11 protein-coding genes and 1 pseudogene are annotated in these 13,751 nt (G+C 71.1%); 8 read left to right on the top strand and 4 right to left on the bottom strand.

Going from position 1 to position 13,751, the window contains the following annotated elements:
• Positions 1–12 precede the first annotated feature (12 nt).
• The 4 genes and pseudogenes from ACLVWQ_RS00155 to ACLVWQ_RS00140 form a co-directional block, all read left to right on the top strand.
• Positions 13–366 carry a cytidine deaminase gene (locus tag ACLVWQ_RS00155; RefSeq protein WP_414105962.1) on the top strand — a complete coding sequence of 118 codons (354 nt, stop codon included), beginning with the start codon at positions 13–15 and terminating at the stop codon, positions 364–366.
• Positions 367–636: 270 nt separating this feature from the next.
• On the top strand, positions 637–1,110 hold the full coding sequence (locus tag ACLVWQ_RS00150) for a hypothetical protein (RefSeq protein WP_414105961.1): 474 nt from the start codon (positions 637–639) through the stop codon (positions 1,108–1,110).
• Between the two features lie 216 nt (positions 1,111–1,326).
• Positions 1,327–2,652: a beta-xylosidase gene (locus ACLVWQ_RS00145; RefSeq protein ID WP_414105960.1), complete on the top strand. Its 1,326-nt coding sequence runs from the start codon at positions 1,327–1,329 to the stop codon at positions 2,650–2,652.
• A 125-nt stretch (positions 2,653–2,777) separates the two neighbouring features.
• Positions 2,778–3,827 (top strand): annotated as a pseudogene (locus ACLVWQ_RS00140) (WxL protein peptidoglycan domain-containing protein); the annotation flags it as partial.
• Here ACLVWQ_RS00140 and ACLVWQ_RS00135 read toward each other — a convergent pair.
• Positions 3,724–4,062: a P-II family nitrogen regulator gene (locus tag ACLVWQ_RS00135; RefSeq protein ID WP_414105959.1), complete on the bottom strand. Its 339-nt coding sequence runs from the start codon at positions 4,060–4,062 to the stop codon at positions 3,724–3,726. The pseudogene ACLVWQ_RS00140 and the gene ACLVWQ_RS00135 sit on opposite strands and share 104 nt — an antisense overlap.
• 125 nt (positions 4,063–4,187) lie before the next feature.
• Between ACLVWQ_RS00135 and era the strand changes: the two genes are divergently transcribed.
• On the top strand, positions 4,188–5,156 hold the full coding sequence (gene era / locus ACLVWQ_RS00130) for a GTPase Era (protein WP_414105958.1): 969 nt from the start codon (positions 4,188–4,190) through the stop codon (positions 5,154–5,156).
• A 73-nt stretch (positions 5,157–5,229) separates the two neighbouring features.
• Here era and ACLVWQ_RS00125 read toward each other — a convergent pair whose 3' ends face one another.
• The 3 genes from ACLVWQ_RS00125 to ACLVWQ_RS00115 form a co-directional block, all read right to left on the bottom strand.
• The gene (locus ACLVWQ_RS00125; RefSeq protein WP_414105957.1) at positions 5,230–6,594 is read right to left on the bottom strand and encodes a GH1 family beta-glucosidase; all 1,365 of its coding nucleotides are present in this window, start codon (positions 6,592–6,594) and stop codon (positions 5,230–5,232) included.
• Positions 6,595–6,811: 217 nt separating this feature from the next.
• Positions 6,812–7,078: a protealysin inhibitor emfourin gene (locus ACLVWQ_RS00120; protein WP_414105956.1), complete on the bottom strand. Its 267-nt coding sequence runs from the start codon at positions 7,076–7,078 to the stop codon at positions 6,812–6,814.
• A gap of 38 nt (positions 7,079–7,116) precedes the next feature.
• The gene (locus ACLVWQ_RS00115; protein ID WP_414105955.1) at positions 7,117–8,187 is read right to left on the bottom strand and encodes a M4 family metallopeptidase; all 1,071 of its coding nucleotides are present in this window, start codon (positions 8,185–8,187) and stop codon (positions 7,117–7,119) included.
• A gap of 529 nt (positions 8,188–8,716) precedes the next feature.
• Here ACLVWQ_RS00115 and leuA point away from each other — a divergent pair.
• The 3 genes from leuA to ACLVWQ_RS00100 all read left to right on the top strand — a co-directional run bounded on the left by leuA (position 8,717) and on the right by ACLVWQ_RS00100 (position 13,741).
• On the top strand, positions 8,717–10,438 hold the full coding sequence (gene leuA, locus ACLVWQ_RS00110; RefSeq protein ID WP_414105954.1) for a 2-isopropylmalate synthase: 1,722 nt from the start codon (positions 8,717–8,719) through the stop codon (positions 10,436–10,438).
• Positions 10,439–10,611: 173 nt separating this feature from the next.
• Positions 10,612–11,322: a TerB family tellurite resistance protein gene (locus tag ACLVWQ_RS00105; protein ID WP_414105953.1), complete on the top strand. Its 711-nt coding sequence runs from the start codon at positions 10,612–10,614 to the stop codon at positions 11,320–11,322.
• A 289-nt stretch (positions 11,323–11,611) separates the two neighbouring features.
• Positions 11,612–13,741 carry an MMPL family transporter gene (locus tag ACLVWQ_RS00100; protein WP_414105952.1) on the top strand — a complete coding sequence of 710 codons (2,130 nt, stop codon included), beginning with the start codon at positions 11,612–11,614 and terminating at the stop codon, positions 13,739–13,741.
• The last annotated feature ends 10 nt before the right edge of the window (positions 13,742–13,751 follow it).

Below are 13,751 nucleotides of genomic sequence, written 5' to 3'. Positions count from 1 at the left end.
TATGCTCGGGGCATGACCGACAGCACCGCGCTCGACCCCGAGGACCGCAAGATCGTCACCCTGGCCCGCGCCATCCGGGCCCGTAACGGCGTGCCCGAGGGTGCGGCCGTACGCGACGGAAACGGCCGGACGTATGCGGCGGGCACCGTCGCCCTGCCCTCGCTGCGGCTCAGCGCGCTGCGGACCGCGGTGGCGATGGCCGTGGCCTCCGGGGCGGACTCGCTGGAGGCGGCGGCGGTGGTCGGCGAGGCCGAGTCCCTGGCGGACGACGACCTCGCGGCGGTACGGGACCTCGGCGGGGCCGCGACGGTGGTGCTGCTCGCGGGAGTGGACGGGGAGGTACGGGGGCGGGTGACGGCGGGCTGAGGGGTTCTTCGCCCCCGGCCCCCGCTGAAGACTGCGCGGTTCCCCGCGCCCCCAGGTACCCGGGGGCGCGGGGAACCGCGCGACGGGGTCCGGAAGAATCACCCCCGCTTCTCTTGCAATCGCAAGCCACTCGCGTATCAATGGACGGCAGTCGTCGCGCAGCGTGCCGCACACCGCTCGCGACCAGTCACCCGCTCACGGCATCCGCGCGCGCCCGTCGGCGGTAGTCCGTCCCCACATGGCAATTCCCGTACAAGGGAAGGGAATCCAATGATATGTAAGCGACTCGGAATCGGTGCGGCGTTAGCAGCCGGCACCCTCGCCGCCGGCCTGGCACTCGCCCCGGGCGCCGCGGCGGTCGTCCCCCAGACCGCCACCATCGTCGCCGACTGCGGTATCTACGGCGGTGGTGAGGCCACCCTCACGGCCACCCAGGACGGCACCGGCGCCACCATCAGCGTCAGCTCCTCCGAGATCACCGCCCCGCTCGCGCTCGCCGAGGACTCCATCACCTCCACGCTCACCCTGACGAAGGCGAGCGGCGGCACGACCGCCTTCACGGGCACCGAGAACCCCGCCATGGCCGCGGGTGACGGCGTCACCGTCGGCCCGCTGAACGGCACCGTCGCGGCAGGCGACAGCCTGGAGGCGTTCGGCGGCACCCTGAAGATGGTGATCTTCGGGATCACCGTGACGTGCACGGCGGAGGGCCCGCAGTCACCGGGGCCGTTCGTGTACGAGTGACCGAACCGACCTGAGCGTGACGGACCGGTGTCGCCCGCGCGCGACGGCACCGGTCCGTTTGCTGTCAACCCTCCCAGGGATGCGGCAAGTTGACAGGAGCTGATGGGCCATCAGTTGACGTGGTCCGATTCCATTGACTTTTCACACAACCCGCACATCAATGACCTCCTGTCGGCGCGGAAGAGCCGCCGCGCCACATCCTCAGGAGGACCACACATGGGTTCAGGAACCCGAAGACGCCGCCGCTGGGCGGCATTTCTCGGAGCGGCCGCACTCGCGGTCACCGCGGGAGGCGCGCTCGCCTGCCCCGCGAGCGCGGAACCTCAGCAGGTCGACTTCGGCACGCACTGCGTACCGCCGCCCATCGCGGGCATCCCCCCGATCGACGGCACCACCACCGCGAAGATCACCGTCGACAACGCCACCCCCACGGTGGGCGACACGGTCACCGTCACGTACACAGTGGTCAAGCCCGCCGCGAGCAACCCCGTCGACATCGCGCTGCCCGCCGACATCATGACGCCCACCGGCAAGGTCGCCCTGGGCGGCGCGCAGAGCGGCGACCTCACGGTCGCGGGCCCGAAGAAGAACGAGCCGGTCCCGGGCAAGGGCGCCTTCCCGTCGTTCTCGATGACCGGCACCTTCACGGTCACCGCGCCCGGCGCGATCACCCTGTCGCCCGGCGACTACAACATCCACACCAGCTACCTCCTGGAGCTGGACACCCCGTGCACGGTCAGCAGCCCGCCCGCCCCCGTCTCCGAGACGATCACCGCGACCGGCGGCGGACAGACCAACAACCGTGCCATCAGCCTCGGTTCGGCCTCCGGCAAGCCCGGTGACAGCGTGACCGTCACAGGGACGCACTTCGCCCCGGGCGTGGCCGTCACCCTCGCCGGACGGGCCGGCGCCGCCGAGACGGCGGACAAGGCGACCGCCACCGCGGACGCGCAGGGCTCCTTCAGCGGCAGCCTGGCCGTCAGCGACAAGGCGACGACCGGCGTCGTGGCGTACGAGGGCGGTGCCTGGAGCGACGACCTGGGCGCGGGCCCCGCCGCCTACGTCGTCATCGACGACACGCCTCTTCCCGACGGCAGCCAGAAGCTCAACTCCTCGGTCAAGGCGGGGACGCTGTCCATGACCCAGGCCGGGGACACCGTCGAACTCGCGGCGGTCGACTACGGCAAGGGCGGCTTCTCGCGCGGCTCCCTGCAGACGGTGACCGTCAAGGACTTCCGCGGCGGACCCGCGGGCTGGTCCCTGACCGGCAAGGTCACCGACTTCACCGGGCCGGGCACGGCGAGCATCGACGCGGCCAAGCTGGGCTGGACCCCGGTCTGCGCCACCAAGGCCGGCAGCCCGAGCACCTGCAAGGCAGGCTCGCCCGGTGCGGTCGGCAGCGCGGGAGCGACCCTGGCGTCCGCCCCCGACGGCACACTCACCGGTGGCGAGTTCACCGTCGACGCCCGGCTGTCGCTGAACGTCCCGGCGTTCACACCGCCCGGCGCGTACTCCGGCGTGCTGACGCTCACGCTCACCTGAGCCGCGATCGATCACCGCTGACCGTCCGTGGGCCGGGCGCGCACCCGCCCGCCCACCTCCCCACCTGGTCGGCTCGTTCCCTGCCGCCGACCGTTCGTCCGACTCGCCATCGGGGGTCCGCACCCATGCGCACGCTGTGCCGCCCGCTCCACCCTTTCCCGCCGCTGCTCCCGCTCCCGCTGCTACTCCTGGCCCTGGTCCTGGCCGGCACACCCGCGCACGCCGCCGACAACGGCAGCTGGTCCGTGTTCCCCGTCGCCTCGGAACTCGCCGCGCGGCCGTACTTCACCGTCTCCGCCGACCCGGGCACGACCGTCGAGGACGAGGTCGCGGTCGCCAACAAGACCGGGCGGCCGATGACGTTCCGGCTCTACGCGGCCGACGCGTACAACACCGCGCGGGACGGCGGGTTCGCCGTGCGCACCCGGCAGGAGAGACAGCGGGGCGTGGGCGCCTGGGCGAAGCCGGCCAAGGACCGGGTGACCGTGCCCGCGCACGGCGAGGTCACCGTGCCGTTCACGCTCCGGGTGCCCGAGACGGCCGAACCCGGCGATCACCCCGGCGCGCTCGTCGCCCTGGACGAGCGGATCGACGCCGGGCGGGGAGCGGTCGAGGTCGGGGTGCGGCGGGCCGTCGGCGCCCGGATCTACCTGCGGGTGGGCGGGCCGACCGTGGCGGCCGTCGCCGTGGAGAAGGTCCACGTCAGCCACCACCAGCCGCTGCTCCCCGGCACCGGCGACAGCACGGCCACCGTCTCGTACACCCTCCACAACACCGGCAACGTCACCCTCGATCCCAAGGTGGAGCTGCGGGCGAAGGGGCTCTTCGGCCGTACGCTGCTCGCCCGCGACCTGACCGGGATCCCCTCGGAGCTGCTGCCCGGACAGCGGGTGCGGCTCAGTGAGCCCTGGCACGGCGCGCCCCGGCTCGACTGGGGCGAGGTGACGGTGACCGCCAGCGCGCCCGACACCCGTGAGTCGGCGAGCACGTCGTTCTTCGCCCTGCCGTGGCTGGTGGCCGTGGTGGTGGCACTGGGTATGGGGGTCGCGGCGGCGGTGGTGGTGATCAAGGTCAGAGGGCGTCGGGACCGCGCTCACCGGTCCGTACCCGGACCACCGTCTCCACCGGTACGGCCCACACCTTTCCGTCGCCGATCTTCCCCGTCCCCGCGGCCCGCACGATCGCCTCGATGACGGGCTCGGCGTCCGCGTCCTCGACGACGGTCTCGATACGGACCTTCGGTACGAGGTCGACGCGGTACTCGGCGCCGCGGTACACCTCGGTGTGGCCGCGCTGCCGCCCGTACCCACTGGCCTCCGTCACGGTCAGTCCGTGCACCCCGATCTCCCGCAGGGCGGTCTTGACCTCGTCGAGGCGGTGCGGCTTGACGACCGCGGTGATGAGCTTCATAGCTGGGCCCGGCCTTCTGGGTGGGGTGGGATCGCGTGATCGTGCGTGATCGTAGGCCGTCCCGGTGCCGGATCGGATGGCGCGGGACGAATCCTGGTACGGCGGGACCCCGACGATCAGGGACAATGGGCGCCATGAGCGTTCGTACCGAGTCACCCGAGCCGCCGGAATCCTCGGGGGCACCCCACCGCGCCGGCTTCGCCTGCTTCGTGGGCCGCCCCAACGCGGGCAAGTCCACCCTCACGAATGCTCTGGTCGGCCAGAAGGTGGCGATCACCGCGAACCAGCCGCAGACCACACGGCACACGGTACGCGGCATCGTGCACCGGGCCGACGCCCAGCTGATCCTCGTGGACACCCCGGGGCTGCACAAGCCGCGCACGCTCCTCGGCGAGCGGCTCAACGACGTCGTCCGTACGACGTGGGCCGAGGTCGACGTGATCGGCTTCTGCCTGCCCGCGAACGAGAAGCTCGGTCCCGGCGACCGCTTCATCGCGAAGGAACTGGCGTCCATCAAGAAGACGCCGAAGATCGCGATCGTCACGAAGACCGACCTCGTGGACAGCAAGACGCTCGCCGAGCAGCTCATCGCCGTCGACCAGCTCGGCACGGAGCTGGGCTTCGAGTGGGCCGAGATCGTGCCCGTGTCGGCGACCGGCGACGACCAGGTGGACCTGCTGGCCGACCTGCTGGTGCCGCTGCTGCCGGAGGGGCCCGCGCTGTATCCCGAGGGCGACCTCACGGACGAGCCCGAGCAGGTCATGGTGGCGGAGCTGATCCGGGAGGCCGCGCTGGAGGGGGTGCGGGACGAGTTGCCGCACTCCATCGCCGTCGTCGTCGAGGAGATGCTTCCGCGCGAGGACCGGCCCGCGGACCGGCCGCTGCTCGACATCCACGCGTTCGTCTACATCGAGCGGCCCAGCCAGAAGGGCATCATCATCGGGCCCAAGGGGAAGCGGCTGAAGGACGTCGGGATCAAGTCGCGCAAGCAGATCGAGGCGCTGTTGGGTACGCCGGTGTTCCTGGACCTTCATGTGAAGGTCGCGAAGGACTGGCAGCGCGACCCTCGCCAGCTGCGCAAGCTGGGGTTCTGAGGGGCTGTCTTCGCCCCGCGCCCCTCAAAAGGGGCGCGGGGAACTGCGCAGTCTTTTGAGGGGCGCCCCCACTTCACCGGCGCCGCGTCCGCAGGACGTCCCGTAGCCAGTGGTACGACGCCTTCGGGGTCCGCTCCAGCGTCTCGAAGTCCACGTGCACCAGACCGAAGCGGCGCGCATACCCCTCGGCCCACTCGAAGTTGTCGAGCAGCGACCACACGAAGTACCCGCGCACCTCCACACCCCGCTCCGACGCCCGGTGCAGCGCCCGGAGATGGCCGTCCAGGTACGTGATCCGCTCCTGGTCGTCGAGCCCCTCGTACGAGCAGCCGTTCTCCGTGATGACGACGGGCGGGAGCCGGTCGCCGTACCGCTCGCGGAAGCCCACCAGCAGCTCGGTGAGCGCGTCCGGCACCACCGGCCAGCCGAAGTCCGTGACCGGGTAGCCCTCGATCTCCCGTACCGAGAAGGGGAGTTCGGCGGGCATCGTCAGTCCGCCGAACTCGATCTCGGTGCCCTGCGGCGCGCCCACCCTGGTCGGCGCGTAGTAGTTGATCCCGTACCAGTCGACCGGCTGCCCGATGATCTCCAGGTCCGTCGCGAGGGACCCGGCGTCGCCGGGCATCGACTCGCCGAGGCCTTCCGGGTACCGGCCCAGCAGCACCGGGTCGGCGAACAGCCGGTTGAGGAGCAGGTCGTAGAAGCCGGCCGCCGCCAGGTCCGCGGGCTCCTGGGAGGCGGGCCAGGTCGGGCCGTGCGAGTTGGCGATGCCGATGTCCGTGACTCCGGCCGCTCGCAGGGCCTGTACGGCGAGCCCGTGCGCCAACAGCTGGTGGTGGGCCACCGGCAGGGCGTCGAAGAGGAGCTGCCTGCCGGGCGCGTGAGCGCCCAGGGCGTGGCCCAACAGGGTGTGTTCGGCGGGCTCGTTGAGGGTGATCCACTTGGTGACCCGGTCACCCAGCCGGGCGGCCACCAGCGCGGCGTACTCGGCGAACCGTCCGGCCGTGTCCCGCTCCAGCCAGCCGCCCGCCTCCTCCACCGACAGCGGCAGGTCCCAGTGGAAGAGGGTCGGGACGGGGCGTACGCCCGCCGCGCACAGCTCGTCGACGAGGCGGTCGTAGAAGTCCAGGCCGCCGGGGGAGTTGACCCGTGGCCAGGAGACCGAGAAGCGGTACGCGTCCACGCCGAGGTCGCGCAGGAGCGCGACGTCCTCCGGGTAGCGGTGGTAGTGGTCGCAGGCGACGTCGGCCGTCGAGCCGTCCTTCACGTGGCCAGGGCGGGCCGTGAAGGCGTCCCAGACGGAGGGGTCGCGGAGAGCGGCCGCGCCCTCGATCTGGTGGGCCGAGGTGGAGACTCCCCAGAGGAAGTCGGGTGGGAACCGGGGGAGCGGGGGGAGCGGGGGGATCGGGGGTGGTGCCGCGTTCTCCGTGTTCGGCATGGGGGCGATCATCTGCAGCGGCGGGAACGAAGTCAACGGGGGGTGTGCCGACAGGGGGTGCGGGTGGCTCCGGGTGGGGTTGGCGGGTGCGGGTGGGTGGGGGCTGGTCGCGCCGTTCCCCGCGCCCCTAAAAGATTGCGCCGTTCCCCGCGCCCCTGGAGACAAAGATCGCGCCGTTCCCCGCGGACCTGAGAGCAAGACACGGGCCCGGGGTGGGCTATGTGCCCTCCTTCAGGACCTTTGAGATCAGTTTTCGTTGGTCTTCTGTCAGGCGGGGGTCCGCGCAGTAGACCGTTCTGCCGTCCACCGTGAGCTGGTAGCTGAAGCCGTCCGGGACGCCTATGGGGGGCGTGCCCCGGCCGGCGGCGACCGCCTGCTCGGCCAGGGCATGCCACTCCTGGGCGTCCGTGCGTCCCGAGGTGTCCACCTCGGCGTGCCGCTCGATGCCCGCGAATCCGCCTGTGCGCCTCACCTGAATACGCATGGTCCCTGTCTAGTACGAAACGCGGGCCCGAGCCATGCTCACCGCGCCTGTACCCCGACCTGTTCCCACGCCTTGGTGACGGCCTGCAGTTCCTCGCCCTCGCCGTACGCGTCGCGGGCCTTCGCCAGGGTCAGGGTCGCGAAGTCCGTGAAGCTCGCCTTGGAGCCCAGGTCGCCGCCGGTCAGCACGTCGTACCAGATCCGTCCCGCGCGCTCCCAGGCGTGCCCGCCGAGGGTGTTCGCGGCCAGGTAGAACGCGTGGTTGGGGATGCCGGAGTTGATGTGCACGCCGCCGTTGTCGCGGCCCGTGGTGACGTAGTCGTCCATCGTCGCGGGCTGCGGGTCCTTGCCGAGCACGTCGTCGTCGTACGCCGTGCCCGGGGCCTTCATCGACCGCAGGGCCGTGCCCGTGACGCGCGGGGCCAGCAGGCCGGCGCCGATCAGCCAGTCGGCCTCGGCGGCGGTCTGGCCGAGCGTGTACTGCTTGATGAGCGAGCCGAAGACGTCCGAGAAGTGTTCGTTGAGGGCGCCCGGCTGGCCGAAGTACGTGAGGTTGGCCGTGTACTGCGTGACGCCGTGGGTGAGCTCGTGGCCGATGACGTCGACCGGGATGGTGAAGTCGAGGAAGATCTCGCCGTCCCCGTCGCCGAACACCATCTGCTCGCCGTTCCAGAAGGCGTTGTTGTACTCCTCGTCGAAGTGCACGGTCGCGTTCAGCGGCAGGCCCTCGCCGTTGATCGAGTTGCGGGCGTACGCCTTGAGGAACAGGTCGAAGGTCGCGCCCAGGCCGGCGTACGCGCGGTTGACCGTGGCGTCCTTGCCGGGCTTCTCGCCCTCGCCGCGGACCTTCTTGCCGGGCAGGTCCTGCTTGTGCTTCGCGTCGTAGATCGTGCGGTGGGGTTTGTCCTCGGCGGCGCCGGTCGGCGGGGCGAGGGCGGGTGCGCCGAGGACGGTGGTCAGCCGGCGCTGGGTGCGTTCGTAGGCGTCGCGCTGGAGGGTGCGGCGGGCCTTGCCTGCGATTGCGGGGTCCTCGGTCTGGGCCAGGGTGTCGAGGACGTGGGGCGGGATGATGGTGCAGAAGACGGGCTCGAAGCCCCCGTTTGTCGTCATGCCCGGCACCATTGCACTGTGTGACTCGGCTGTCACTAGGGGCAACCATGATTGGTGAAATGAGGGGATAAGGAGGGTGCGGGGGGTGGGGTTTCGTGTATGGGTGCGGGCCCGGTGGGGGCTGGTCGCGCAGTTCCCCGCGCCCCTGAAGACAAAAGACTGCGCCGTTCCCCGCGCCCCTGAAGACAGAAGATCGCGCCGTTCCCCGCGCCCCTCAAAGGCAAAGGATTGCGCCGCTCCCCGCGCCCCTGGCGGCGCAGCCTGCGCCGTTTCCCGGGCCCTGGTGGTGGAGGTCGTGGCGTTCCTCGGTGTCCCGCATGCTGATACGGGACCTCGGGTGCGGCCGGGCTCGGCTAGCATGCGAGGCATCATGCGATTCGGGCTGCTTCTCCTTAGCTGCCGCGGCGAGGGCCTGTAGTCGAGGCCGACCCCCTCCCCGCGGAGTTCGGCGTTGCGCCGTCGGCCGTCCCTCGGATCCGGAACCGATCGGTTCCGAGGATCAAGCGGACCAAGAGGAGCCCCTCGCATCATGGCGAATCGCCAGCAGCCCACGTCCATGCCGATCCACAAGTACCGCCCGTACGACCAGGTCGACATCGCCGACCGTACGTGGCCGGACAACCGGATCACCGCCGCTCCCCGCTGGCTCTCCACCGACCTGCGTGACGGCAACCAGGCCCTGATCGACCCCATGTCGCCCGCGCGCAAGCGCGAGATGTTCGACCTGCTGGTGTCGATGGGCTACAAGGAGATCGAGGTCGGTTTCCCGGCCTCCGGGCAGACCGACTTCGACTTCGTGCGCTCGATCGTCGAGGAAGAGGGCGCGATCCCCGACGACGTCACGATCTCCGTACTGACCCAGGCCCGCGAGGACCTGATCGAGCGGACCGTCGAGTCGCTGAAGGGCGCCAGGCGCGCCACGGTCCACCTCTACAACGCCACCGCGCCGGTCTTCCGCCGGGTCGTCTTCCGCGGCTCCAAGGACGACATCAAGCAGATCGCCGTCGACGGGACGCGGCTGGTCGTCGAGTACGCCGAGAAGCTGCTGGGCCCCGAGACGGTCTTCGGGTACCAGTACAGCCCCGAGATCTTCACCGACACCGAGCTGGACTTCGCCCTGGAGGTCTGCGAGGCCGTCATGGACGTCTGGCAGCCGGGGCCGGGCCGCGAGATCATCCTCAATCTGCCCGCCACCGTGGAGCGTTCGACGCCCTCCACGCACGCGGACCGCTTCGAGTGGATGTCGCGCAACCTGTCCCGCCGCGAGCACGTCTGCCTGTCCGTCCACCCGCACAACGACCGCGGTACGGCGGTCGCGGCCGCCGAGCTGGCGCTGATGGCCGGCGCCGACCGCATCGAGGGCTGCCTGTTCGGCCAGGGCGAGCGCACCGGCAACGTCGACCTGGTCACCCTGGGCATGAACCTCTTCTCGCAGGGCGTCGACCCGCAGATCGACTTCTCGAACATCGACGAGGTCCGGCGCACCGCCGAGTACTGCAACCAGATGGAGGTCCACGCCCGCCACCCGTACGTCGGCGACCTCGTCTACACGTCCTTCTCCGGCTCCCACCAGGACGCCATCAAGAAGGGCTTCGACGCGATGGAGGCCGACGCGGCCGGTAAGGGCGTCACGGTCGACGACCTGGAGTGGGCCGTCCCGTACCTGCCGATCGACCCCAAGGACGTCGGCCGCTCGTACGAGGCCGTCATCCGGGTCAACTCGCAGTCCGGCAAGGGCGGGATCGCGTACGTCCTGAAGAACGACCACAAGCTGGACCTGCCGCGCCGGATGCAGATCGAGTTCTCGAAGATCATCCAGGCGAAGACGGACGCCGAGGGCGGCGAGGTCACCCCGCAGGACATCTGGGCGACCTTCCAGGACGAGTACCTGCCCAACCCGAACGACCCCTGGGGCCGCGTCCAGGTCAGCAACGGCCAGTCCACGACCGACAAGGACGGCGTGGACACGCTCACGGTCGAGGCCGAGGTGGACGGTGCCGAGACCACGCTGGTCGGCTCCGGCAACGGCCCGATCTCCGCGTTCTTCCACGCGCTGCAGGGCATCGGGGTCGACGCCCGGCTGCTGGACTACCAGGAGCACACGATGAGCGAGGGCGCCTCCGCGGTGGCCGCCTCGTACATCGAGGTCGCGATCGGCGACAAGGTTCTGTGGGGAATCGGCATCGACGCGAATACGACACGCGCGTCACTGAAGGCTGTTGTCTCCGCAGTCAACCGCGCCACCCGATAAGGCCGTTCACCTGCGTTTCTTCGGTCCCGTCCGCCTCACAGGCGGGCGGGACCGCTGCGTTTATCCGGCCATGTCGACGAGTGACCCCGGTCGGGGTACTGACTCCGCCTCGACAATGTGGCTAACATCACGCCAACGCGGCGATGTTGCCGCGGCGTTACGGAGGTGCGAACGTGCTGCCAGGATGGGGACGAAACGGCCGGTTTGTCCGCGCCGGCAGCGTGGGTGTCTCCCGCATTCTCGGAACCAGGACGGCGTGGACGACCGTCGGCGACGGTGAGTTCTTCTGCCCCGGGTGCGGAGGCGACCGCAACTACCAGCGCCTCACCGGCCGTCGCCGCTTCACCTGCCTCGGTGTCCCGGTCATGCCGCGCGGTGAGACGGGCCCCGTCGTCGAGTGCGCGGCCTGCGGCGACCACTACAGCGCGGACGTCCTCGACCATCCGACCACGACCCGCTTCTCGGCGATGCTCCGTGACGCCGTCCACACCGTCGCCCTCGCCGTGCTCGCGGCGGGGGGTACGTGCGCGCGTACGTCGCTGGAGACCGCCGCGGGTGCTGTCCGCTCGGCCGGGTTCGGTGACTGCACCGAGGAGCAGCTCGCGGCGCTCGTCGAGGCGCTCGCCGCCGACACCGGGCGCGTCTTCGGTGAGCCCTGCGGGCCCGGACTGTCGATAGAGCTGCATGAGGCGCTGGATCCGCTGGCACCGCATCTCGCGCCGACCGGGCGGGAGGCGATCCTGCTCCAGGGGGCGCGGATCGCTCTCGCGGACGGGCCCTATACGCCTGCTGAGCGGGAGGCGCTGACGACGGTCGGGGCGGCGCTGACGATCTGCGCGGACGATGTGACCCGGCTCCTCACGGCGGCGCGCACGCCGTCCTGAAGGCGCGCCGTTGCACCCGCGGGTGCGTCGTGGCTGGTCGCGCAGTTCCCCGCGCCCCTCAAAAACGGGGCTGCGCCCCTGCTTTTGCCCTCGGGCGCGCGGGAGCGGCGGAGTCTTTTGCCTTCAGGGGCGAACCCGTACGGAGTAACGGAGTACTCCCTCGGGAGTACTCCGGGCCCGGCGCCGCCCCCGGCAGTACGGGGCGGCTCCGTCTTCCGTCCGACGTATGTCGCTCTTCGTGCCGAGAGGGTGAGGGAGAAGCGGAAGCCGTCGGGAGGGAGAGTCGTTCATGGGGGCCGGGAAGACGAAGAGGCGGGCCGTTCCCTGGGCGGTGCTCGGGCTCTGGGTGGCCGTGCTCGCGCTGGTCGGACCGTTCGCGGCGAAGCTCGCCGACGTGCAGCACGACCGGGTCACCGACTACCTGCCGGCGAGCGCCGACTCGACGCAGGTGGCCGAGATCCAGCAGGAGCTGCCCGGCGGCGAGAGCACCGAACTGGTGCTCGTCTACCACCGGGACGGCAGGCTGAGCGCCGCCGACCGGACCACCGCGGCCGGACAGGTCGAGGAGATCGCCGGGAAGCACGAACTGGTCGGCGGCACCCCCGAAGGCGTTCCGTCCGACGACGGCACGACCCTGATGTACCCCGTCGTCAGCAACGAGCCCGGTACCGACGAGAAACTGCGGGACGCCCTCGTCGAGGACGTCCGGAACATCGCCCGCGGCCAGGACGGCCTGAGCGTCGAGGTGGGCGGCGCCGGAGCGCTGGCCACCGACTCGGGGAAGGTCTACGACTCGCTCGGCGGGCCGCTGCTCTACACCACCGTCGCCGTCGTCGCCCTCCTGCTGATCCTGATCTACCGCAGCCCGGTGCTGTGGCTCGTGCCGCTCGCCGTCGCCGGTATGGCCGACTATCTGTCGATGAGCGTCGCGTACGGGCTCAACCAGGCCTTCGGGACCACCATCTCGGGCCAGAGCTCGGGCGTGATGACGGTCCTCGTGTTCGGCGCGGGCACCGACTACGCGCTGCTGCTCGTCTCGCGCTACCGCGAGGAACTGCGCCGCATCGAACGCCCGTACGAGGCCATGGCCGCCGCCCTGCGCGGCTGCGGGGCCGCCGTGCTCGCCTCCTCCGGCACGGTCGCCGCGGGGCTGCTCTGTCTGCTCGCCGCCGACCTCAACAGCAGCCGGGGCATGGGCCCGCTCGGCGCGGTCGGGGTGCTCTGCGCGCTCATCGCGATGCTGACCCTGCTCCCCGCCGTCCTCGTCCTGCTGGGGCGGCGCGTGTTCTGGCCGCTGGTGCCCGCCTTCGGCAGCGAACCCAAGCAGCGGCGGAGCCTCTTCGCCGCGATGGGCGGCTCCGCCGGGCGCAGGCCGCTGACCGTGCTCGCGACCGGCGCCGTCGTGCTCGGCGCGCTCGCCCTCGGCACGCTCAACCTCCCCGGGACGGTCAAGCAGGAGGACTCCTTCGTCGACAAGCCGGAGGCCGTCACCGCCATGGAGACCCTCGCCAGGGCCTACCCCGAGCGCGGCACCCGGCCCATCGACGTGATCACCCCGCAGGGCCGCGCCGACCAGGCCCTCGCGACGGTCCGGGACACGCGAGGCGTCGAGAGCGCCGAGACGGGCCGTACCGGAAACGGCTGGACCGAGATCTCCGTCATCGCCAAGGGCGCGCCCCAGTCGGCCGGGGAGATCGCCACCATCGAAGCCCTGCGCGACGAACTGAAGGGCTCGTACGTCGGCGGGGCCAGCGCCCAGCAGATCGACCTGGAGGACACCAACAGCCGCGACACGAAGATCGTCGTACCGCTCGTCCTCGTCTCCGTGCTGCTCATCCTGATCGGGCTGCTGCGCAGTCTCGTCGCGCCGTTCATCCTGGTGGGCGCCGTGGTCGCGGTCTGGGGCGCGGCCCTCGGCATCGGCGGGCTCGTCTTCGGGCCGGTGTTCGGTTTCGAGGGCACCGATCCGGGGCTCGGGCTGCTGTCCTTCGTGTTCCTCGTCGCCCTCGGCGTCGACTACGGCATCTTCCTCATGCACCGGATGCGCGAGGAGTCCCTCGCCGGAGCCGAACCGGCCGCCGCCGCGCTCACCGCGCTGCGGACCACCGGCGGGGTCATCGCCTCCGCGGGGCTCGTCCTCGCCGCGACCTTCGCCGTGCTGACGAACATGGGGCTCGTGCAACTCGTCGAACTCGGCTTCGTGATCGCCGTCGGCGTGCTCCTCGACACCTTCCTCGTACGGACGTACCTGGTGACCAGCGCCAGTGTCGCCCTGCGCCGGAAGGTGTGGTGGCCGGGCGCGCTCTCCCGCGAACCCGGGCCGACCGGGCCGACCGGGCCCACGGGGCCGTCGGAGTCGGCCGGACCGGGTGATCCGGGTGATCCGCCGCGGCAGCCGGAACCGGCCGGCGCGCCCTGACCGGCCCCCC

The sequence above is a fragment of the Streptomyces sp. CWNU-52B genome (assembly GCF_047444975.1).
Lineage (GTDB): Bacteria > Actinomycetota > Actinomycetes > Streptomycetales > Streptomycetaceae > Streptomyces.
This window is presented reverse-complemented; position numbering and strand designations above follow the sequence as displayed.

Coding starts and splice junctions, on each gene's coding strand:
- ACLVWQ_RS00155 (WP_414105962.1), top strand. CDS start 13: ATGACCGACAGCACCGCGCTCGACCCCGAGGACCGCAAGATCGTCACC.
- ACLVWQ_RS00150 (WP_414105961.1), top strand. CDS start 637: ATGATATGTAAGCGACTCGGAATCGGTGCGGCGTTAGCAGCCGGCACC.
- ACLVWQ_RS00145 (WP_414105960.1), top strand. CDS start 1,327: ATGGGTTCAGGAACCCGAAGACGCCGCCGCTGGGCGGCATTTCTCGGA.
- ACLVWQ_RS00135 (WP_414105959.1), bottom strand. CDS start 4,062: ATGAAGCTCATCACCGCGGTCGTCAAGCCGCACCGCCTCGACGAGGTC.
- era (WP_414105958.1), top strand. CDS start 4,188: ATGGGCGCCATGAGCGTTCGTACCGAGTCACCCGAGCCGCCGGAATCC.
- ACLVWQ_RS00125 (WP_414105957.1), bottom strand. CDS start 6,594: ATGCCGAACACGGAGAACGCGGCACCACCCCCGATCCCCCCGCTCCCC.
- ACLVWQ_RS00120 (WP_414105956.1), bottom strand. CDS start 7,078: ATGCGTATTCAGGTGAGGCGCACAGGCGGATTCGCGGGCATCGAGCGG.
- ACLVWQ_RS00115 (WP_414105955.1), bottom strand. CDS start 8,187: ATGACGACAAACGGGGGCTTCGAGCCCGTCTTCTGCACCATCATCCCG.
- leuA (WP_414105954.1), top strand. CDS start 8,717: ATGGCGAATCGCCAGCAGCCCACGTCCATGCCGATCCACAAGTACCGC.
- ACLVWQ_RS00100 (WP_414105952.1), top strand. CDS start 11,612: ATGGGGGCCGGGAAGACGAAGAGGCGGGCCGTTCCCTGGGCGGTGCTC.